Origin of the sequence: Paenibacillus rhizophilus (genome assembly GCF_003854965.1) — a bacterium.
Lineage (GTDB): Bacteria > Bacillota > Bacilli > Paenibacillales > Paenibacillaceae > Paenibacillus_AQ > Paenibacillus_AQ rhizophilus.
The window spans coordinates 961,477-982,449 of sequence record NZ_RQPI01000001.1; the positions used below are offsets into that span (position 1 = coordinate 961,477).

Annotated in this window: 21 protein-coding genes; 9 read left to right on the top strand and 12 right to left on the bottom strand. The window is 49.7% G+C overall.

Annotated features, from left to right (window positions below; translation table 11 throughout):
• Nucleotides 1-698: 698 nt before the first annotated feature.
• From EH198_RS25005 to EH198_RS04520, 3 genes are all read right to left on the bottom strand, one after another.
• Entirely contained in the window at nucleotides 699-1,067 is a 369-nt protein-coding gene (locus EH198_RS25005; protein ID WP_246014093.1) for a hypothetical protein, read from the bottom strand.
• A 159-nt stretch (nucleotides 1,068-1,226) separates the two neighbouring features.
• Entirely contained in the window at nucleotides 1,227-1,472 is a 246-nt protein-coding gene (locus EH198_RS04515; RefSeq protein WP_124694312.1) for a GlsB/YeaQ/YmgE family stress response membrane protein, read from the bottom strand.
• A 154-nt stretch (nucleotides 1,473-1,626) separates the two neighbouring features.
• A complete protein-coding gene (locus EH198_RS04520; RefSeq protein ID WP_124694313.1) occupies nucleotides 1,627-1,833 on the bottom strand; it encodes a CCE_0567 family metalloprotein in 207 nt (68 codons plus the stop codon).
• 202 nt (nucleotides 1,834-2,035) lie between these two features.
• Here EH198_RS04520 and EH198_RS04525 point away from each other — a divergent pair, with 202 nt between their 5' ends.
• Nucleotides 2,036-2,704, top strand: a complete 669-nt coding sequence (locus tag EH198_RS04525) for an SOS response-associated peptidase (protein ID WP_124694314.1) — start codon at nucleotides 2,036-2,038, stop codon at nucleotides 2,702-2,704.
• On the opposite strand, the gene EH198_RS04530 is transcribed toward EH198_RS04525, so the two are convergent.
• A complete protein-coding gene (locus EH198_RS04530) occupies nucleotides 2,701-3,060 on the bottom strand; it encodes a hypothetical protein (RefSeq protein WP_124694315.1) in 360 nt (119 codons plus the stop codon). The two genes, EH198_RS04525 and EH198_RS04530, sit on opposite strands and share 4 nt — an antisense overlap.
• The gene (locus EH198_RS04535) at nucleotides 3,044-3,244 is read right to left on the bottom strand and encodes a nucleoside/nucleotide kinase family protein (protein ID WP_124694316.1); all 201 of its coding nucleotides are present in this window, start codon (nucleotides 3,242-3,244) and stop codon (nucleotides 3,044-3,046) included. Before EH198_RS04535 ends, EH198_RS04530 begins: the two co-directional genes overlap by 17 nt.
• Nucleotides 3,245-3,394: 150 nt before the next feature.
• On the opposite strand from EH198_RS04535, the gene EH198_RS04540 reads away from it, so the two are divergent.
• A complete protein-coding gene (locus EH198_RS04540; protein ID WP_124694317.1) occupies nucleotides 3,395-4,165 on the top strand; it encodes a hypothetical protein in 771 nt (256 codons plus the stop codon).
• 239 nt (nucleotides 4,166-4,404) lie between these two features.
• On the opposite strand, the gene cobA is transcribed toward EH198_RS04540, so the two are convergent.
• The 4 genes from cobA to nirB form a co-directional block, all read right to left on the bottom strand.
• Entirely contained in the window at nucleotides 4,405-5,175 is a 771-nt protein-coding gene (cobA, locus tag EH198_RS04545; protein WP_124694318.1) for a uroporphyrinogen-III C-methyltransferase, read from the bottom strand.
• Complete coding sequence (locus tag EH198_RS04550) at nucleotides 5,172-6,050, bottom strand: formate/nitrite transporter family protein (RefSeq protein WP_124694319.1); 879 nt, start codon at nucleotides 6,048-6,050, stop codon at nucleotides 5,172-5,174. Before EH198_RS04550 ends, cobA begins: the two co-directional genes overlap by 4 nt.
• A gap of 63 nt (nucleotides 6,051-6,113) precedes the next feature.
• Nucleotides 6,114-6,425, bottom strand: coding sequence for a nitrite reductase small subunit NirD (gene nirD, locus EH198_RS04555; RefSeq protein WP_124694531.1), 312 nt, complete (start codon nucleotides 6,423-6,425; stop codon nucleotides 6,114-6,116).
• Between the two features lie 11 nt (nucleotides 6,426-6,436).
• Entirely contained in the window at nucleotides 6,437-8,878 is a 2,442-nt protein-coding gene (nirB, locus tag EH198_RS04560) for a nitrite reductase large subunit NirB (protein ID WP_124694320.1), read from the bottom strand.
• A gap of 340 nt (nucleotides 8,879-9,218) precedes the next feature.
• On the opposite strand from nirB, the gene EH198_RS04565 reads away from it, so the two are divergent.
• Both EH198_RS04565 and EH198_RS04570 read left to right on the top strand, forming a co-directional pair.
• Nucleotides 9,219-9,818 carry an ANTAR domain-containing response regulator gene (locus EH198_RS04565; RefSeq protein WP_124694321.1) on the top strand — a complete coding sequence of 200 codons (600 nt, stop codon included), beginning with the start codon at nucleotides 9,219-9,221 and terminating at the stop codon, nucleotides 9,816-9,818.
• Nucleotides 9,819-9,831: 13 nt separating this feature from the next.
• Nucleotides 9,832-10,875, top strand: coding sequence for an anthranilate phosphoribosyltransferase (locus tag EH198_RS04570; protein ID WP_124694322.1), 1,044 nt, complete (start codon nucleotides 9,832-9,834; stop codon nucleotides 10,873-10,875).
• Nucleotides 10,876-11,011: 136 nt separating this feature from the next.
• Here the strand turns inward: EH198_RS04570 and EH198_RS04575 are convergent, their stop codons facing one another.
• A complete protein-coding gene (locus tag EH198_RS04575; RefSeq protein WP_124694323.1) occupies nucleotides 11,012-12,640 on the bottom strand; it encodes a sensor domain-containing diguanylate cyclase in 1,629 nt (542 codons plus the stop codon).
• A gap of 309 nt (nucleotides 12,641-12,949) precedes the next feature.
• Between EH198_RS04575 and EH198_RS04580 the strand changes: the two genes are divergently transcribed.
• The 3 genes from EH198_RS04580 (at nucleotide 12,950) to EH198_RS04590 (ending at nucleotide 16,214) form a co-directional block, all read left to right on the top strand.
• On the top strand, nucleotides 12,950-13,330 hold the full coding sequence (locus EH198_RS04580) for a PilZ domain-containing protein (RefSeq protein WP_124694324.1): 381 nt from the start codon (nucleotides 12,950-12,952) through the stop codon (nucleotides 13,328-13,330).
• 299 nt (nucleotides 13,331-13,629) lie between these two features.
• Nucleotides 13,630-14,475 (top strand): sulfurtransferase, encoded by an 846-nt coding sequence (locus EH198_RS04585; RefSeq protein WP_124694325.1) that lies wholly within the window; start codon nucleotides 13,630-13,632, stop codon nucleotides 14,473-14,475.
• Nucleotides 14,476-14,837: 362 nt separating this feature from the next.
• The gene (locus EH198_RS04590; protein ID WP_124694326.1) at nucleotides 14,838-16,214 is read left to right on the top strand and encodes an ATP-dependent nuclease; all 1,377 of its coding nucleotides are present in this window, start codon (nucleotides 14,838-14,840) and stop codon (nucleotides 16,212-16,214) included.
• A 778-nt stretch (nucleotides 16,215-16,992) separates the two neighbouring features.
• On the opposite strand, the gene EH198_RS04595 is transcribed toward EH198_RS04590, so the two are convergent.
• Nucleotides 16,993-17,289: a hypothetical protein gene (locus EH198_RS04595; RefSeq protein ID WP_185702742.1), complete on the bottom strand. Its 297-nt coding sequence runs from the start codon at nucleotides 17,287-17,289 to the stop codon at nucleotides 16,993-16,995.
• A 610-nt stretch (nucleotides 17,290-17,899) separates the two neighbouring features.
• On the opposite strand from EH198_RS04595, the gene EH198_RS04600 reads away from it, so the two are divergent.
• Both EH198_RS04600 and EH198_RS04605 read left to right on the top strand, forming a co-directional pair.
• Nucleotides 17,900-18,574, top strand: coding sequence for an HAD family hydrolase (locus EH198_RS04600; RefSeq protein WP_124694327.1), 675 nt, complete (start codon nucleotides 17,900-17,902; stop codon nucleotides 18,572-18,574).
• Between the two features lie 105 nt (nucleotides 18,575-18,679).
• Nucleotides 18,680-19,873 (top strand): mannitol-1-phosphate 5-dehydrogenase, encoded by a 1,194-nt coding sequence (locus EH198_RS04605; RefSeq protein WP_124694328.1) that lies wholly within the window; start codon nucleotides 18,680-18,682, stop codon nucleotides 19,871-19,873.
• 121 nt (nucleotides 19,874-19,994) lie between these two features.
• Here EH198_RS04605 and EH198_RS04610 read toward each other — a convergent pair whose 3' ends face one another.
• Nucleotides 19,995-20,753: a class I SAM-dependent methyltransferase gene (locus EH198_RS04610; RefSeq protein ID WP_124694329.1), complete on the bottom strand. Its 759-nt coding sequence runs from the start codon at nucleotides 20,751-20,753 to the stop codon at nucleotides 19,995-19,997.
• Nucleotides 20,754-20,973 lie beyond the last annotated feature (220 nt).

The following is a 20,973-nucleotide window of genomic DNA, read 5'->3' on the forward strand; positions in this document are numbered from 1 at the left end:
TCCTACGATCTTCCCAAACTGCTGGCAAACGATGTCGCTACTGCAAAGAAGGCACTTCCATTGTAGAAGATATAGGTTAAAAATGCCCCCATCAAGGGGGTCTTTTTGAAAATATAAGAAAGTATAAGCTGCACGCTTAACTTTTTCCTTATATTTCTACGAGAAACGAGTGCCGCCTTTTGAGGACGGCATAGCCGTTTCTTCTTGTCAAGCAATTACCCGGAAATCATGCGGTACATATTAGAGAGGGAAGCTCCATCATTTATATGGCGTCAGTACTGCAAGAATCCCCCTTGGAGATTCCGGCCTTGACCGTCCTGAGGGACCGACCCTTTTTTCCGGGGATAGATGCATTCAGCCCGTCCCTTTTCAAGCTGTTGTTCAAGGTATGTTCGGGACTGAAAAAAAGGGACCCATCCTTGCAACCCATTATGGTCGTCGGACAGATCCCACCCCGAAGGAGCCCCGTGCTCAAGCCTCTATTTTGTTGCGATTTTGGCGAACCAATTCGGAGAATTGTCATAAGATTTAGACTAGAGCCGGTTATCAACTAAGAAATTTCGACGGAAACTGTTGAACGATTCCGCTTGTCATCACGTCAGCCATTCCAAGCGCTTGCAGTTCAATTTGGTCACCAGATGCGATGTTCTCCGCATAGTTCCCGGCAATACGGGTGGCAACCTCATTGCTGAGGAGTCTCAAATGCTCATGAAGCATACGCTGCCACTCTGCTTTGGACCAATAGGGATTGAGCTCAGAAAAGCAGCGATAGAATCCGCATTGGCATACCACCGTTTCTGTGCGTCCGCCGCAGCTTGGGAATTCCCCGACTTCAGCGCCTTGACAAGTTCGGCCGCGATCGTGAGATGCCCCCGGAGTAACTTGGCAAATTCGGCCGCAATGGCCGGACCATACAAAGGGGCGAGAACAGCCGCAAAATCGTCAGGATTACGGAGAAGCCTTTCGGTTGTTTCTTTTTCATCTGGGAGGCCGTCAACGATACTATCGACCGTCAACCGGGTCCAGTAAACATGCTGCTCCCATAATGTCCTGAGCTTCCTGTTCAACTCTACTTTTGATGGTGTCCACTCCCAGTGATGGCCCTGTCGGAAAGCATAATTGCTATATAGATCGGAAAATAAGCATACATTTGGGTGACTCCTTCTTTTTTTCCTACAGTATATAGGCGGAGTGCTTATTTTGTGCCAGCATTTCCGTGATGCCCCTTATTGTTGTTTGCGCGCAATCGCGAAGAAAATAAGCAGCGCCAATATTGATCCGATAATCGCGGGCACGATGTAAAATCCGCCAACGACTGGTCCGCGGGCGCCTAGCAATTCCGTCCCTAACCAAGATCCCACAAAGCCAGCCGCAATATTTCCGACGATGCCTCCAGGCACATCTCTGCCAATCAGGTTACCGCTTAGCCAACCAATTAACCCGCCGACAATCAATACCCATAACAGATGCATTCAGTTATCCCCTTTTCAAGTTGTTGGTTCAAGGTATGTTAGGGACTGAAAAAAGGGACCCCTCCTTTCAACCCATTACGGTCGTCGGACGAATCCCACCCGGAGCTGCGCCCCGTGCTCAAAGCCTTTATTGTATTGCGATTGTATTGCGGTTTCAGATTTGCTGCGATTTCAGACTTTTCAGTTCCTGTCTCTTGGCTGCCAGCGCAGTAAAGGCCTCGAAGGTTTGGCGCGCCAATTCGGGGAGTTGTTCCAGGTTCAGCGGCAGGCCCTCCGCCAAGTCGTGAAGCTGGTTCTGCAAGTTGATGGCTGCACTGTTCAATTGCTTAATTTCTTCCTTCAGCTGAACGATTTGCTCCATATATTACTCCTCCTGTTTGAGCCGTCTTGTCTGATACAGCCCATGATAATAATTGCATTTTTAATAACTATACCGTATTTATAACTATTATTATGTAATAAATGTTACAGTAATCTGACTAGCATAGAGATCAAAGAAATATTCCCGTTGAATAAAGCTTAGACTTGGCTTATGATTGATGACAAATTAGGGGGTGCCGAGCATGTGCGGTCGATACACGATAACCGTTGCTTTGGAAGAACTTATGCTGAAATATTACACACAGGACGTCACAATCAAACATTACGCTCCAAAATATAATGCCGCACCGATGCAGAATATTCCCGCCGTTATCGGCACCGGGGCCGGAAACCGAATCGGAGAACTGCGCTGGGGGCTTGTTCCTTTCTGGGCTAAGGACGACAGGTCCGGGAGCAAAATGATCAATATCCGCGCCGAGACGCTGCGGGACAAGCCTTCGTTTAGACAACTGCTGTCCTCGCGGCGCTGCATCATTCCGGCAGACGGATTTTATGAATGGCGCAGTCAAGGCGGAAGCAAGCAGCCAATGCGTATAATGATGTGTGACGGAGGGATTTTTTCGCTGGCCGGAATTTATGATATATGGGTGAATGCGGATGGAAAAAAGCTCGGCACCTGCGCCATCATCACTACGGAGCCAAATGCTTTAACGGCGGAAATTCACAACCGGATGCCGGTAATTCTTCGTCCGGAAGATGAGGATAACTGGCTGGGGCGAAGCAATCATGATATGGACAGTCTGGCCAACCTGCTGAAGCCGTACGATGCCTCAAAAATGCGGGCCTATCCCGTCTCCGCGAAGGTCGGCAATGTCCGCAATGATTCAAAAGAATTATTAGAGGAAGCTTAGCACTCATTGGAGCTAAAGTATTCCTCTACCACTTGGAAAGTCTGCTGCAAATCTTTGCTTCCGTCTATTTTTAATACACCCAGATTAAGATCCCGGGCTTCTTGTTCAACAAAATCAGCAAATCCGGCATCCCTGGACATCCAATTGTCAAAAGCCGCAGCCGGGTCATCCGTGCTGTTCAGTATTTCCTGTATCCAATCCCGCTGGCTGTAATAATGACGCTGAAACGGTTCGGTAGGGATCAGCCAAATGGCCTTATGCCGGGATTTCAGGCAAGGCGCTACCAAAGATGGCAGCAGTTGATTACCCTCGACAACTATGGGAAGACTACTCCGTTCCTCAAGGTCCCGCTTCATTATAGCTCATCCTCGAAATCTTATGCATTGCCGGCTGATTCCTGGCGGATATGTTACTCAAGTGACTGTTCAGATGCTCATCGCAGGAATACAGCTCCCAATCGTGCTTGTCTGCGAACCGCTTGGCTATTGTGCTTTTTCCGGCACATGCCGATCCGCCAATCCAGTATATGGCTTGTTCCAAAATGACAACCTCCTCTTCTCATAAAAATATAGCATTTTACAGGCTGGCTGTAAGCGCACGGAATCCCTTTTCCTCCGCTCCATTTAACCTCGAACGCCGATTCTGCTAAACTTGAGTTATCACAAAATCAGCGCAAGGGAGGATAACAATATGACAAAGCCCTTTTACACCAGATGGTGGTTCTGGGTCCTTATCGGCATCATTGCCTTGGTGATAATCATTGCGGTTACAACAGGAACGCAGCAAGCTCAGAAAATCCAACCTTCGGCTTCTCCGTCGGCGGCTGCGGGTTCGCAGGAACCCACGCCGGAAACGACCGCTACACCTTCTGCAACGGCCGCTCCCGGCGTTTCCGCTTCAAGCCCGGCGACGCCGGTCGCATCGCCATCGGCTGCAACGCCTGCAACGGATGCTCCGCCAGCAAGCGCGGGGCCTTCGGCAGCGCCGAGCCAAGCCTCCTCAGCGGACCAGGTGCCTTTACCGAAACAGGAAGTGCTGGCTTATTCGCGGCAGCTTAAGGGTTCTCCTTTTATTAAAGACGTCGGGATCGGAACGGATAATATAGAAATCAATTACTATGGCAGCTTCGCGGAGTACAAAAAAGCCAACCCGGGAACCAAGTTAACAACAGCGGATTATACGAGTTATTTTGGCTCCGGCGACGCCATTAACAAAATACTTATGGAAGAACCGACCCAGCTGTTCCGCCATTTTCCGGGCACGGCCTCCATTGACATCACCCTTCCGTACAGCGGCAAAACCTATTCGGTTTCCCTGACCAAAGGTTCTGTAGAGAAATTTTTTAATACCGACCTTGATGGCATCAAGACCGACGAGCAGTGGGAAAAGCAAATCAGCGGTCCTTACTTCAACAAAGAATATCGCGATCAATTCGCGAAACGGTTCGTTAAGGTAAATTAGCTTCATATAAAATTAGATGACGCGTGTTCTGACTTCCGGCACAATTCGGTTGGGAATGGAGATTATACGGTGTACGACAATGGTTGAAACGGTCAACCAGGCGATCGGAGACTGAAATTTTATGGATTGGACTGCGAATACGCAAAAAATGGACCCCGCCTTTCGGCGGGGCCTATCTTTTATTATAAGGGGGTTATGTCTAATTTACCCCAGACAGCTTAAATGAATCTGAATCGTGCCTAAAAATTGATTTGTTCATTTGGCGCCGATTCCAGGTTCATCAGCAGTTCTTTCACTTTGACGACTTCCCCGATGATGATCATCGCCGGGTTGCCGATCTCGAGCGCGGAAGCCAGCTGTTCAATATTGTCCAGTGTCCCGACGACTGTCCGCTGCCGGCTTGTCGTTCCGTTCTCAATCAGCGCCACTGGCGTCGATCCCGCTTTACCATGGCGCAGCAGTTCCTCCCGGATTTGCCCGAGGCGGCCGACGCCCATGTATACGGCTATCGTATCCACGCCGCGCGCAAGATGCTCCCAGTCCAGCGGAGCTTCCGGATCGCCGCACCGGCTGCCGGTGATGACGGCGAAGGAAGCGGCGACACCGCGGTGCGTCAGCGGGATGCCCGCGGCCGCGGCTGCGCCGATGGCGGAAGTGACACCCGGGACAACTTCCCAGGCGATGCCGGCCGCAGCTGCGGCCAATACCTCTTCTCCGCCCCTGCCGAACACGAACGGATCGCCTCCCTTGAGCCTGACAACCCTAGAGCCTTGACGGGCATGGTGAATCATCGCGTGTTCAATCTGCTCCTGGGTCATGGTGTGCTGCCCCGGTGCTTTGCCGCAGTAGATCAGACGCGCATCGGGCTTCGCATAATCCAGCAGCTCCTTCGACACAAGCCTGTCGTACAGTACGACATCCGCTTCCCGGATGCGGCGCACCGCCTTCACTGTGATCAATTCCGGATCTCCCGGCCCCGCCCCGACGATGGATATGCTGCCGGTTTTCATATGCTTTTCTCCAATGCCGCTTTCTCGTGCAGTACCGGTTCACCCGACCGGCTGGCCTTTCCCGTCAATGGCGATGAGTACAAGCCGGGAATAGAGCTTTTATGGGACAGGTAGAGCAGCAGGCCGGTGCAGAGTATGCCGCCGATAAAGTTTCCGAGAAGAACCGGAATACCGTTCCAAATCCACCAGTCGGCAAAGGAGACGTCGGCTCCAAGCATCATTCCGGCGGGAATAACGAACATATTGACCACGGTATGCTCAAATCCCTGCGCGAAGAAGGTCAGAATAGGCAGCCACATCGCCGCGATCTTGCCTCCGGTCGATCTGGAAGTCATCGCCATAACCGCGCCGAGCGTTACCATCCAGTTGCAAAGGATAGCCTTGATCAGAACAAGCCCCATTCCGTCCAAACCCATTTGCTTGTAGGCGTTCGTCTTGCTTTCACTGGCCGAAATAATCGTTTGAATCATCGGATTGCTCATATCCGTCCCCATCTTGGTAATGGTGAGGCCGTAAAGAGCCGCATATACCGCACAGCCGATGAGATGGCCGACAATGACCCAGAAGAAATTCCGGAGCATCCGGGCGGCGGACGTCTTCTTCTCCATCACGGCCAGCGGAACCAGAGCGAAGCTGCCGGTCACGAGCTCAAGTCCGAGAAGTATAATCATAACGAACCCGACCGGAAAAATAAGCGCGCCCGCAACCGGAATTTTCGTCTGGGCCGCCGCCGTGTAAGCCAGGGTGGTGGCGCAGGCCAGAATGGCTCCGCCCAAAACGCCGCGTATCAAAAGCTGGGAAACGGTTAGCTCCGCTTTTGTCTTCCCCGTTTCAATCATTGACTGCAGAACTTCACCGGGTTTTACATAATCCATGAGTACTTCCCCCTACGCTTAACAGACTTCTTATGATGTCCCGAAACCGGTAATGGCTAGACGTTAGACAGTTAGATAAATAGCTCCTGTGGCCGGGTCAACTTCAACCTCGAAGGTGGGAACGCATCCCGTGTCCGGCTCCTGCACCTTCCCGGTATGAAGATCGATGCGCCAGTCATGCAGCGGACAATGGACCTTGTCGCCGCAGACCATTCCTTCCGACAGCGTGCCGCCTTTATGAGGGCACTTGTTCTCCACGGCCAGCACCTCCCCGTCAGACAGACGGAACAAGGCGATTTCCATGTCATTCACTCTAAGGGTCCGCGATCCCTTGCGATCGATTTCCGACACATTGCCAATATGCATTTTGGTCATCGTCATATCCGTTAGCCCTCCTGGTAAACCGTCTCGGTCTGAGAGATCGGCTCGAAATTTTTGCGAAGATCTCTGTTTGTCACGATCTGCTTCCACGGATCGGTGGTCACGCTGAGAGCCGTCTGGATTCTTTCCTGCAGCTCCAGCCGCGCTTCTCTGTCCTCGAGCGCCTTCTTGATGCTGTCCAGTCCCACACGCTCCACCCAATTGGAGGTTCTTTCGTTCCAACCGGCATTTTCGCGGTAATATTGAAGGAATGCGCTTGCCCATTCGACAACCTCATCCTCCGTCTTTACGACGCACAGCAGATCCGTCGCACGGACATGTACGCCGCCGTTGCCGCCGACATGAAGCTCCCAGCCTCCGTCGATCGCGACAACGCCGAAATCCTTAATCGTTGCTTCTGCACAGTTACGCGGACAGCCGGAGACGGCAAGCTTCACCTTGGCCGGCGTGTTCAGCCGCTCGAACTCCCTCTCCAGACGAATGCCCATCCCGATGGAGTCCTGGGTGCCGAACCGGCAGAAGGTCGATCCGACACAGGTCTTAACCGTACGCAGCGTTTTGCCGTATGCATGTCCGGACGGCATGTCGAGCTCTTCCCAAATTTTCGGCAGGTCCTCTTTTTTGACACCAAGAAGGTCGAGTCTTTGGCCCCCCGTAAACTTCACCATCGGAACGTCAAATTTCTCTGCGACTTCGGCAATCTTTTTCAGCTCGCCCGGGGAAGTTACGCCGCCGTATATCCGGGGAACGACGGAATATGTGCCGTCCTTCTGAATATTGGCGTGATAGCGTTCATTTGTGAAGCGGGATTCCTTCTCGTCCACATATTCTTCCGGCCACAGCATGCCGAGATAGTAGTTCAGGGAAGGGCGGCATTTCGAGCAGCCTTCCTCATTGCTCCATTCCAGCACATTCATGACTTCCTTGACTGTTTTGAGCTCCATCCGTTTGATCTCGGCAACGATTTCGTCTCGTCCAAGCGATGTACAGCCGCAAATGCCTTCCTTGACCTTGACCGCCGCATCGCCCGCATACAGCTCAAGCAGCCCTTCCACCAGCGGCTTGCAGCCTCCGCAGGATGCCGATGCTTTCGTGCACGCCTTGATCTGTCCGACGCTGGCGCAACCGCCGGTAGTAATGGCTTCCTCGATGGCTCCCTTGGATACGCCGTTGCAGCCACAGATAATTTCATCATCGGCCATGGCTTCCAGCCTAGCGGTTGGAGAAGATTTAACCGCGTCATCAGGCAAGCCGAGCAGCAGAGATCTTTCTTTGCCCTGGATGGATTCGCCGCTCTTCATTAAAGAGAACAACTGCGCGCCATCCGCCGTGTCGCCGAACAGCACCGCGCCGATCAGCTTGTCTTCACGGATAACAAGCTTTTTATACACTCCGCCGATCTCGTCCTGATAGCGGAGCGCCCGCGAACCGTCGGGTTCTTCGTACTGTCCGGCGGAAAAGACGTCCACGCCCGACACTTTCAGCTTGGTTGAGGTTACCGATCCTTCGTAGCCCTGCGACTCAATGCCTGCCAGCCGTTTGGCAAGGACGGCACCCTGTTCATACAACGGTGCGACGAGGCCATATGCGATACCCCGGTGCTCCGCGCATTCCCCGATGGCATATACGCCCGGAATATTCGTTTCCATATAATCGTTCACCACAATGCCGCGGTTAACGGTTATGCCGCTCTTTTTCGCAAGCGTCGTATTGGGCCGGATTCCGACCGCCATCACGATCAAATCGGCTTCAGCCGTACTGCCGTCCGCGAAGAGCAGGCTTTTGACGCGTTTTTTGCCAAGAATGGCTTCCGACTGCTTGCGCAGCAGGAAATTCATACCCTGAGCCTCCAGCTCTCTTTGCAGCATGAGCGCCGCTTCCCTGTCGAGCTGTCTTTCCATTATATAATCGGAGATATGGATGACAGAGACCTCCATTCCAAGATGCAGCAGTCCGCGGGCCGCTTCCAGGCCGAGCAGTCCTCCGCCGATTACAACGGCTTTTTTATGTGTTTTCGCGGTTTCCATCATGATCTGGCAGTCCTTGATATCACGGAAAGCAATAACGCCTTCCTTGTCCGCACCCGGAAGTGGGAGCATAAACGGATCGGAACCGGTAGCAAGAATCAGTTCGTCGTAAGGCGCCTCGATCCCAAGATCCGAACGGACGATTCGGTTCACCGTATCGATGTTCTCGATTTTGTGTCCGACATGCAAAGTGATATTATGGCTTTGATACCACTCATAATCGTTAATAACGATTTCGGATAAATCCGTTCCCCCGGCCAATACCGAGGACAGCATGATCCGGTTGTAGTTCGGATGCGGCTCGGCGCCGAAAATCGTAATCTCATAAGTATCGGGAGCCAGTTTCAGCAGATGCTCGATTGCGCGTACACCCGCCATGCCATTGCCGACAAGTACCAGTTTTTTACGGGATGAATTCATATTTATCTCTCTCCTCTCCATGGGAACACAAAAAGCCCGCTTCAAGCCGGCACGAGAGAAATTATCCCTCAAACCGAACATGTAAGCAGGCGCCATTGCCGCTTTTTCTCAGATACGCCATTGTATCCGCGAAAGATTAAATTGGTTAAACTGAATATACAACACCAATTTTTAAACGTCAACAAATTTAACATATAAAATTTTTATTTTTAAAAATATCGACATCCAACCGTATTGTGTGTTATATAAAATAACATCGATATATAAAAGTACAATGATTAAGCGAATAATAAGCGAGAATTCCAGTATCCTCCTAGTTTAAAAAAAGGGGCGTCCAACTATGCATTCCCTGTTGGTTGTATATAGCGGTCTGACCGGGAAACTCCCGGACAAGATCGAAGCCAGGTCCAAGCCGGAAGTCATTCTCAGGTCCTGCGGCTATATTGTTGAAGTGGCCGCTTCTCGTGAGGAAGCCGTCTCGCTGATTGCGGACGCCGATGCCTCTATCTTATATCTGCCGATTACGGAATTTAAATGCTGGGCGGATCTGTTGATGTCGCGCAAGACCGCACCTGTCATGTGGTGGTGTACGGACGAGACCGCTACTCTCTCCGTCTCCGCGTGCGAGGACAATATTATGACTGACGGTATCCTGTCTCCGTCCATGCTGCCGCAGGAAATCCATTGGAGCCTTCATTTCGGCGCCAAGCAGTGTTTCGAACGGAAGCAATGGATGAAGGAAAAGGAACAGCTGCTCTCCCGTCTTGAAGAAAGAAAATGGATCGAGATGGCGAAGGGCATTCTGGCCAAGGCCAAAAACATTCCCGAATCCGAAGCTTATGATCTTCTGCGCAAACAGGCGATGAACGAGCGCAAACGGATGGTGGATGTCGCAACTTCAATCGTCAAGGTATACCAGATGCTTCAGGATCAAACTTAAGGGGGCACCGCACATGATTAACATACTTAAAGAAGTTGCCAGAGGCAAAAGGGGCGCCCGGGATTTGAACTTCGAAGAAGCTGCCGCTGCCGCAGAAGCGATTCTTAGTCTGTCCGCCACACCGGCACAGATCGGCGCGTTCCTTATCGCCGAACGGATTAAGCTTGAAAGCATAGAAGAACTGGAGGCATTCGTGTCCGTTTCCCGGAATTATACGCAGCGCGAGCCTGTCCAGGAGGGTATTGACTGCTCAGGACCTTATGACGGGCGAATCCGCTCCTTTGCGGCGACCTTTCCGACCGCATTCCTGCTCGCCGCGGCAGGACTGCCGGTAACACTGCACGGTTCCGCGCCGCTCCCCCCGAAATGGGGGATAACGCTGCAGGATATCATCTTGGAGGCGGACATTCCTTCCTCCGCTCTCTCCCGTGAAAGTTCCATTCATGCCGCCCGCCGCAGCGGTGTATTGTATGCAAGCTCCGAAGAATGGTGCCCTCCGCTCGGAAAAATCCGGGGAATCCGCGAGGAAATCGGGATGCGGACCATTTTAAATACGACGGAGAAGCTGATGGATTACGCCTGCTCCCCTTTCATCGTACTTGGAATCTATCATAATACGGTCTTTGACCGTCTATCGAGACTTCTGATTAAACTCGGTTACCGTAAAGCCATGATCATACAGGGAACCGAAGGCTCGGAGGACCTCCATATCGACCGTCCTACCCGGGTATACACGGTAGAAAACGGCGATTCGGGTCTTGATATTATCGATCCTGAAGCGCTCGGACTGGATACTCCCGTTCCGGATCTTGTCTGGGATGCCCGCCTCCAGCTGACGACGGCGGAAGCCGTTCTGCGGGGCGGCGGCCATCTCGCCTTTTACAACCAGGTCCTGCTGAACGGAGCGGTCAGACTGCATTTGGCCGGCCGCGTCGGTTCCATCGAGGAGGGCGTGTACACTTGCAAGGATCTTCTGGATGGCGGGAAAGCTTGGGACATCTACAGCGCCTGGAAAAACGCGCTGCGCAGCGAGCCTCCCGTCACGCATCATGTCTGAGTTGCAGACGACCGGATTCCATACTTTATACGGACGCAGCAAAGCGCCTTTCCCGAATGGTGGAAGGCGCTTTTTTCTATACCTATATGTCAGTTCATAGTATGTCAGTTCATAGCGGTTCTTATACTCCTAGCATTTATACCGCAGTTTCAAAAGTAATCCGGTTCTTGCCGCTCCGCTTGGAAATATACAGCGCGTCATCCGCCAATCGCAAAATTTCGCTAGTATCCTGGGTTTCGGGACTCCAGACCGCAGCTCCCACGCTGCAGCCGACATGCACGATTTCCCCGTCGATCAGGAAAGGCTGATTGATCTTGTCAATGATGCGTTTGGCAACGACCTCGGCTTCCTGCATCGGCTTCGCCGCAGATGTATGCAGGATAATCACGAACTCGTCCCCTCCTACCCGGGTGACCATCTCATTGTCCCTGGTTGATTCCAGCAGACGGAAGGAAACCTCTTGCAGCAGCTTGTCTCCCGATGCATGTCCTAGCGTGTCGTTCACCTTCTTGAAACCGTCCAGATCCAGGTACAAGAAGCTGAGAGTCGAGCGGCTCTGCTTCGCTTTGCTGACCGCATGGGCCAAATAATCGTCGAGAGCCATTCGGTTAGGCAATCCGGTCAGCGCATCATGCCGGGCCATATCGGATATATAGAACTCTGTCTCGGTTTGGCTTAAATTATTGACAAGATTGCGCAGAGAAGCGGAGAGGATGGATAAATCTGTGATCCTGTTAAATTTCGGAATCTCCGCCTCTTTTCCTGTACTCAGCAGATCTGCGCTCTCCGCAATAAGCTGAAGCGGGCGGACAATCCACCCGGCGAGGAACCAGCCTGCAATGCCGAACAGAACGGCAACGGCAAGTCCGGAGATCGCAATATAATTTTGCAGCCTATGGACGGAATCAAAAGCGATATCCGTCGGCTGACGAATGATTACGGACCAACCAAGGCCGGGGTAGTCCATATAGCCGTCTCCGTGAGCGTAACCTGTCAAATAGGACTGGCTGCCCTCTGACTTATTAATGAGCCAGGAGCTTTTGCCCTGCCTAGCCTGTGCAAGCGCCGGGTCTTTCATCGACTTGCCTACCTGGCTTGCGGGTCCGAGCACAATCATATTATCGTCTTTGCTGACAATGAAGATCTCGACACCCTTCATATTTTCCTTGAGCGGCGTCAAATTGGAAGACTCCACCTGACGGGACCACTCCCAGCTGAGTTGCGCCGCCAGCACGCCGATCGATCTGCCGCTTGCGTCCTTCACGGGAACGCTGATATCAACGAATTGCAGCGGCTCTCCGCTTGGATTGGGCAGCAGCTTGGCGAGCAGTTTGACATCATGGACATCACCTATGTAGGGAGCTTCGATCCCGTTTATAAAAACAGGCCGCTCCTTAATGTTGCTTCCGGCCAGAATATTATCTGTTGAGGACAGAACATTGCCTTTCGTATCCATATAACCCACCCAGGTAAACACCGGAAGATTTTCTTTCAGTTGGTTAAGAAGTCCCGCAATTTCCTCCTTGTCAACCGGCTCCTGGAACGCTTTAAGCTTGCTAAGCACCTCCACTTCCTCTGAACGCGCCCACATGAAGTGATCCAAACTGTATGACATCTGGTAAGCAACCTCCGCCAGCGATCTGCCGATGGTAACCCCTGCGGTCTTAGATGATTCATTGCCGATTAAATAACTGAGCAGCGCGGTCAGCAAAATGATCACAACTGCAAACGCGCCTGCGAACATGGTCCGCAAATTTATTGACACTCCGTCGCTCCTCCCTCCCCATTGCCCAGTTCGAGAAATGAACCGTGCGAAATGGTAATGGCGTATAAACTCATGATTAGTTTTAATATATATATCGGTAGACGGACACCTTTTGTGTAGTAACGTACACCCTATGAATAGAACGCTTTCTTAAGAAAGCTGATATGTTTTAATCTTCAAAATTAATGAAGTTCTCCCTCTTGTCTTCCACTGTCCATTCCTTTAATTTTTTTATAAATTATCGTCCAGCCAGATTGTCCAAAACGTCTCATTTCGATATAATAGTGTATAAATGAGCGGAGGTAAATTATGGACGCTGCCAGCAGAAAAGAACCATTCCGTTATGTGATGAATCAACCGATTGATTGCTGGCTGGAAGTGCCGACCGGAAGCACCGGTCACGGTACCGGCAAGCGGACCGCGGGAGTGCTGATCGACCTAAGCCGTTCGGGCTGCAAGGTCCGCAGTTCATTGAACCTCCGGTTCACGTCCGGGGATACCAGAATTATTATTCATTTTCAATTGAATGAGACTATGCTTCAGTTCACAGGAAGCGTACGCTGGGGTTGGATGTACGGCCTCGGCGAGTACCAGTACGGAATCAGACTCGTTTTGACTGATGAAGAGGAAGAAACTCTGATTCGCGAGCTCGATATATGGACAATGTCTTCAGGTGGTGAAGGCGTTTAGAAGAAGACGGGGATGCCCGTCTTTTTTCAACATATAAGGCATTTAGAAGTTTCACGTTTATTAATGGCCTTATTTTTCTACGAGAAACGTACTTGCGTCCTTCAAGGACGCCGTCAGACGTTTCTTCTTGTGTGTATCGGAATGTGTATAGCCCCTAGTAAAGTCCCACGCCTCCTCACTCCATGTCCACTTCATGCACATTAAATACGGGTTCGGCGTAGCCTTCTCTCTTTGTGGCCTCTTCTTTTTTCGATATAATAGCTTTAAAATACTTGCAATATTAGGAGGAAGTTGAATTGATGGATTCCGTTGTTTCCACCCGCTGGCTGCTGGCCCGGATGTATGAGCCCGAGCTTGTGATCGTGGACTGCCGCTTTCTGCTGTCCGATCCCGAAGCGGGACGCAGCGCCTACCTGAAAGATCATATTCCGGGAGCCGTTTATTTGCATTTGGAAGAGCAGCTGTCCGCTCCTGTCGGCACGCATGGCGGCCGCCATCCTTTGCCCGATTCGGGTGAGCTTGCGGCTGTACTTGGCCAAGCGGGCATCAGCCGAGGCAGCGTCGTTGTTGCCTACGATGACCAGGGAGGCGCGTTCGCTTCCAGACTGTGGTGGCTGCTGCGCTATTTGGGTCACGATAAAGTGTATGCAATGGATGAAGGCTACTCGAAATGGAAATCGGAGAATTTCCCCGTAAGTGACAGCCAGCCTATCCGCATTCCAACATCATATGAACCGGAAGTCCATCCCGAAATGGTAGCCGGTATGGAGGAAGTTCGGAAGTATTCGCTGAAAGGCGGATCGGCCTCTCCCCTGCTGATCGACTCGCGCGAGCCGCGCCGTTATGCCGGTCTCGAAGAGCCGATCGACGCCAAAGCCGGTCATATTCCAGGCGCAGTGAACCGGTTCTGGAAGGAAGTCCTTGATGAGCAGGGCCGCTGGAAAGACGCCAACGCGCTGAAGCGGCATTTTGCTGATGTTGATCCGGGCCGTGAAGTTATTGTCTACTGCGGCTCCGGCGTAACCGCCTGCCCGAACGTGCTGGCACTGCATAGAGCCGGATTTGACAAAGTGCGGCTGTATGCGGGGAGCTGGAGCGACTGGATTAGTTGGGAAGAGAATCCGATTGCTACGGGAGAAGAATGAAAGAGCAAGGACTTAATACAGGGTATAGATAATGAGATGCACCGTCTCAAGCATAATCGCTTGGGCGGTGTGTTTTTTATGTTCGGAATCAACAGGGAGTCAACGGTTAACAGGGAGATGTTTAAGGGTCTGGTATGGCGAGTGGCTTGCACGTATGACTTTACAGTGATGGTGTGGGTGAGTCATCAAGTAAGTAGTCAACAAAAAATCAACAAAACAATCGATAGTTTAATTGATCTATACAATAGGTTTATTGACATGGTAAGCTGGAAAATCAGAAGGGCATGTATACGCTTGGTCGTGGTACAACTTAGAGCTGCATCAGATAAACTTTTCATAATATAAAATTGGGGTGTTTGAACATGATTGAAAGTTTATTCATTTTAGGTCTAAGAGGATTTTCTAAGCAACAACGTATAGATTTTGCAATACCAAATGGGAATAATGGTAGTGGACTGACTTTGCTAGTTGGTGCTAATAATTCTGGTAAGTCCACCATTATAGAGGCGATTAGGGCAATTTCTCCACAGCCCGCCTTGCCAAGCTTTACCCAAGGAAGGAGAAATGTTAAATCTGGTGATGCAGTTTCAATATGTATTACCGACCATCAAGGAAAATCTACAGAACTTAGAAGTGTTAATGCTGGAAGTAGCGAAAGTCATATGAATGTTGATGAAGCAGAAAGAAATAATATATTTGTCCTTCCCTCTAGAAGAGCTTTTAATCCGTTTTTTCATAAACATGAGATGGATAGATATTCTTATATGGTGAACTTTATTGGTTTTCCTCCACAAAGAACCAATAGCCAAGATAACTTTGGCTCAAGATTATTTGGTGCTGAAAAAAACAAAAAAAAGTTTAATGAAGTATTAGGGCGTGTTTTGAACCCTGTTCCAAATTGGGCTATAGATCAACATGATACAGGTAATTATTTTTTGAAGATAATGAAAGATAGTGCTAGTCATAGTAGTGAAGGCCTCGGCGAGGGAATAGTGAGTCTGTTTTTTATAGTTGATGCTTTGTATGAATCAAAACCTAACGATGTTATAGTTATTGATGAACCAGAGCTATCCCTACATCCTTCAGTTCAAAAACGTTTATCAAAACTTCTTAATGAATATGCTAAAGATAGGCAGATTGTTATTTCAACACATTCTCCATATTTTATAGAACTTGAAAATCTTAAATGGGGAGCTACTGTTGCTAGGGTGCATCAAACAGATGATGGTTGTATCATCTCGCAAATAAGTAAGAAATCTAATGATTTTATAACAAGAGTATTAAGAAATTCATTTAATCCTCACGTGTTTGGCATCAATGCTAAAGAAATATTTTTTCTGGAAGAGTCAGTTGTCCTAGTGGAGGGACAAGACGATGTAATTTTTTATAACAAAATATTGAATGAAATTGATGTTAAATTGGAAGCCTCATTTCTGGGATGGGGTATAGGAGGAGCGGATAATATTCGTTATTTTGCAAACCTGCTCTCAGAACTAGGGTTTAAGAAAGTTGTGGGTATTTTAGACTTGGATCGACAACATATGATTGAGAGTTTAAACGAAGAGTTTCCTCAATATAAATTTTATAATATTAAAGCAAATGATGTGAGAACAAAAGACGAACGAAAGGCAACAGAAAAAGTCATAGGCCTGCTTGATGACAAAAATAAAGTACTGAGACACGAACACTTAGAGTCTACGAAGGAACTATTTTCAAAAGTCAAAGAATATTTCAACTGAACACTTATGGGTTGAGATTGGCAAATCTATAACTGGAGTGACTGAATTAACTTTGACGAGAATCCTGTGGCTACGAGGGAAGGATAAGAACCGGAAGTGTTTTTGAGAAGCTCCTGTATGGACTAAACTGGGTATTAGTAAGCTGCCCATTTCAGTCCTTTTTTGGTTTTTTCTTTGACCGTAGAAGTCTCAACAATCGCTTTCCAGGCCGCCAAGTCTAACGCTCAGGACACAAATTTAGCATTACCGGCGGTGCAACAAGATTCGACTGGCTTGTCGCATCACTCGGATAGTTCGGAGAGTTTGATTCGATACCCTAGCCCTCTCTCTGTACTTCGTGATATAATGCTGGAGTTCCGGGAGCATTATAGTCAAATTCGAGCGACTCTGTCGCGTAATTGCTCTTCCCGGTTTTAATCGATTCTTATGCTACTTTTGAGTTCAGCGTAAAGATAGCAGACGGGGAGCAATACGAAAGCTACTCTCCGCATAACTAAAAGTTAGTCTGGATATGGATTACTAAACAGATAATCGTTATTTTCTTCCCACTGTTATTGACCGATTTACCGAATTTAAAATGCTGTTAAACGCTTTTCGTAGTTACCCTTGTATCCGCGTAGAATGCAGGTGGGAAGTAAGCGTTAATTTGTAGGGTACGTTTTGCAATCGAATATACCCATAATCTTTGCGGATCAGGTCTATCTCCAAACGGAGCTGAAGCAGTTGGTGGAAGACGCTATTGTTGCCGACTTCAGCCTTAGCTCCAGCAATCCCCCCCTTACTCTTCCCGCAGGATCTCCAGAATTAGCGAAGTATGGGCTGATAGCTGAATTAAATCTTCTGACAAGAGCTTCACTTGGTCATGCAGCACATGTGCTTCGTCGGTACCCTCCAGATAGCGGGTGACAAAATGAAGGAACACATCGACTTTTCTGAGCAACATCAGCACCGGAATGGCCTTGATTTCGGCTTCGGTGAGACGGACCCTGCGGCTGAAGCCCCGGCAAAAATCCCGGACTGCTGTCATTTCCTCCGCATGCCCCACCAGCCCAGACAGAATAACCGCAGGCTCCATCGCCCGCACATCGAAGGGCCATGCGGCAGATCGTCAAAATGATTGTTGATCACGGCGGCTGCAAGTGAACGGTGAACACGGTGAGGGCCGCTTTTGGAAGCGGCTTTTTTCACTGTTTAGATACTCTGAAACCTGCGGTAAACCTTACATATCCGCGTAATTTCCACATGATTTTTGAGTGAATTTATGCTTTTCAAAAAAAAATTATTAAAAATGGGCGAAATTCTTGCATATGCAAAATGCCGAACGGCTATTTCCGGCGAATTACGATTCGACGAGTACTTCCACATCCTCGAAACTATTATTAGCCTCAACTCCGCTTCCCCCAAGGGTTTTAACTCTCTCCTTCCATTTTGTATCCTGTGAATGATAACGCTATCTTTTGGCAAAATCCACTCACCTGACCACAACTTTTTACTTTCATTTTCCTTCCAAAAGAAACCGCTGCCAAACTCCGTTTTTACGTGTTTTACGGCCTTCCCGGTTTGACCCTGGCTTTTGAGGTATGTTACGCTTTTTTCAGTGAAAAGCACAGAGCTTTCATTTATTTTCATGAATATTTCAGACTCAAGCATGTAAATTTATCTGACTGAAGGGAGAGCGAACATTCATGATTAAAGCATTAGTATTTGATTTTGACGGCACGATTATTGACACAGAATCTGCATGGTATGCAGCTTTTCGGGAAGCTTACGAGCAGCACGGCGTAGAGCTTACCGTCAAGCAGTACTCCCAATGTATCGGAACCAGCTTATGTAATTTTAACCCTTATGAGTATTTGATGACTGATTTAAACCTTCCCATTGACCGGGAGGAATTCCGAAAAGCCGTCCAGCTCCGTCATTCCGAGCTTATGGAAGCCGAAGAGATGCGGCTGGGCATCAAGCACTATCTGGATTCAGCCAAAGCCGCTGGCCTCAAGATCGGACTTGCGACAAGTTCTTCCACGGCATGGGTTGAAAAATACTTGAATCAATTGGGGCTTCGTGAATATTTCGATTGTATTCGTACATCAGATCATGTGAAAAACGTAAAGCCCGACCCTGAATTGTACTTGCAGGCGTTGGAATGTCTGGGTGTTAAGCCGGATGAAGCTATCGCAATCGAGGACTCGCCGAACGGTTCTAAAGCCGCATTGGCAGCCGGTATGCACTGCGTCGTCAGCCCGAATAAAATCACAAGTCTTTTGGCCTTCGACCCTTCACTTCATAAATTAGAGTGCTTTACCGACCTCGATTTTGAACATCTGACTACCCGTCAATTTGAAGCCACTCAAATAAGCTGAACCAAACAGGCTGTCTAATCGCCTGAGTCCGTCCCCAAATACCTTGCCGGCAGAGAACCACAGGAAAATGGTTAGTCGACAGATAAATTAAGGAGGAATGCTCTTTTGAAAGCCGTACATTTCGGAGCTGGTAATATCGGGAGAGGCTTTATTGGACCGATTTTATCTGATTCCGACTATGAGATATGTTTTGTCGCCCGTAATGAGAAAAAGATTTCCCAGCTTCAGGAACGTGGACAATATCCCGTAACTCTCGCCAACGAAACTCGCGACACCGAGCTAGTTAAAAATGTCACTGCCGTTAACATCAGTGATATGGATGAAGTAGCGGAGTCCATTGCCGAAGCTGATCTTGTCACTACTGCCATTGGAATGTCGGCGCTTCGTGACATTGCGGAATCCATTGCCAGAGGTATCGAACTGAGGTTAAAGAAGACTAAGCGTCCTGAGCCGCTCCATATCATCGCATGCGAGAATGGTATTGGAGGCAGCCAGCGATTGAAAAAGCTAGTCTATCCTCTTCTGAAACCTTCTGAACGCAAGCGTGCCGATGAATTTGTCGCATTTCCGAATACCATGGTTGACCGGATCGTACCGATCCAGCAACATAAAGACCCGCTTAAGGTTATGGTTGAGCCGTTCTGCGAGTGGGTAATCCACAAGGCCGGAATGCTGGAGGGTTTTACCAGGATCAAAGGCGTCCGTTATGTCGATTCATTGGACCCCTATATCGAACGTAAATTGTTCACCGTGAATACCGGACACTGCGCCGCAGCTTATTTTGGATACCTGGACGGGTACTCTACGATTCAAGAGGCCATTGCCAATCCGAAGGTGCTGGAACAGGTTCGCGGGGTGCTGAATGAAACCGGCGCAATGCTGACGCTTAAACACAATCTGGACAGTAAGAAGCATGAACAGTATATTGAGAAAATGCTACACCGTTTTACAAATCCCCATTTTATTGACAAAATCACCCGTGTGGCCAGATCTCCGCTTCGCAAACTGTCTCCGAACGATCGACTCGTTCGTCCCGCTCTCCAGGCTCATAAGATGGGACTCGAAACGAACCATCTGGTCGCTGCGATTGCCGCAGCCCTGGTATTCGATCACGTGAAAGATCCGGAAGCCGTAAAACTCCAAAACTCCATTCGCGAGCATGGAATCGGCTATGTAATCGAAAATCATTTGGGAATTCCGGACACCCATCCACTGCACAGCCGTATTGCTGACAAATACGATGAAAGTTTCTCATCTTACCGTTCCGAGGCCGAGCCCGACCTTTTAAGCCGGACATAGGACGGTGCCAAATGATGAGTCTCGCAAAGTGTTTTGACCGTTGTTTCCTATAACAATTAAATAGGGATCAGAAAGAGGCTGCCAGTGTGCAGCCTCTTTGCATATCCTGCATAACAGTTAATCACCGCTTGCAGGCCACCACTCGAATTCTGCGGTAATCCATCTCCCAGCGATCCTTTTGAAAAAGCGAAGGTTTCAGATCCTGCTCCAAATGCCCCAGAACCGCCTCTCGCTCCGAAGGAGAAAGCACACTTAAGACTCCATTGGCAAAAGTGTTCAGCCACTGCCGGAAGCCCTGCTCCCCACCTTCAAGCGGTGTCGGACGGTCAAAGCAGAGCGCGAGGTCTACCGTCAGTCCATACCGCTCCAGCAGTGTTGTATACTGCCCCATGCTGGGGAAATACCAAGGCAATTGGAGCTTATAGCTGGCACCTATAGCGGCAAAAGCGCGCGGAAGCCCTGCTACGACCGAAGCGATATTGCCGAGCGCGCCGAATTCGGCGATTAAACGACCGCCCGTACGCAGACTGGCTGCGATGGAGGCAGCAGCCCCGTCCGCATTCTTCAGCCAGTGCAGCGCGGCGTTGCTGAATACAGCATCAACCGGCTGCTCCGCTACATAAGTTTGACCGTCCGCGAGGATAAAGCTAAGATCAGGATATTTGGCGCGTGCGGCCTGAATCATCTCGGCGGAGGCGTCGATCCCTGTTACAGCAGCGCCGTACCCGGCAATGGCCGCGGCCAGATCTCCTGTCCCGCAGCCCCAATCTATTATCCTTTCCCCCGGCTGCGGCTTTAACAGTCCAATTAAAGACTCCCCAAACCGGGATACAAACGACATATCCACATCATAGGTTCCGGTATTCCATTGCTGATTCATTGCAGCACTCCCCTTCTTGTTTCAGTAACTTCCGGTCATTATCGCAGCAGGTCCGCTCTTCATGAATATTTTACAAGCCGCCTCCTTATAAGTGAAATATATAAATCGTATAGAAGCAATTGGTGAAGCCTATAAAAGAATAAACCGGCGGCTTTCTGTTGGAATCGGGGAGGCTGCAATGGTCGTTCGTCAGTCACATTTATCGGCGCCGGCCTGCATC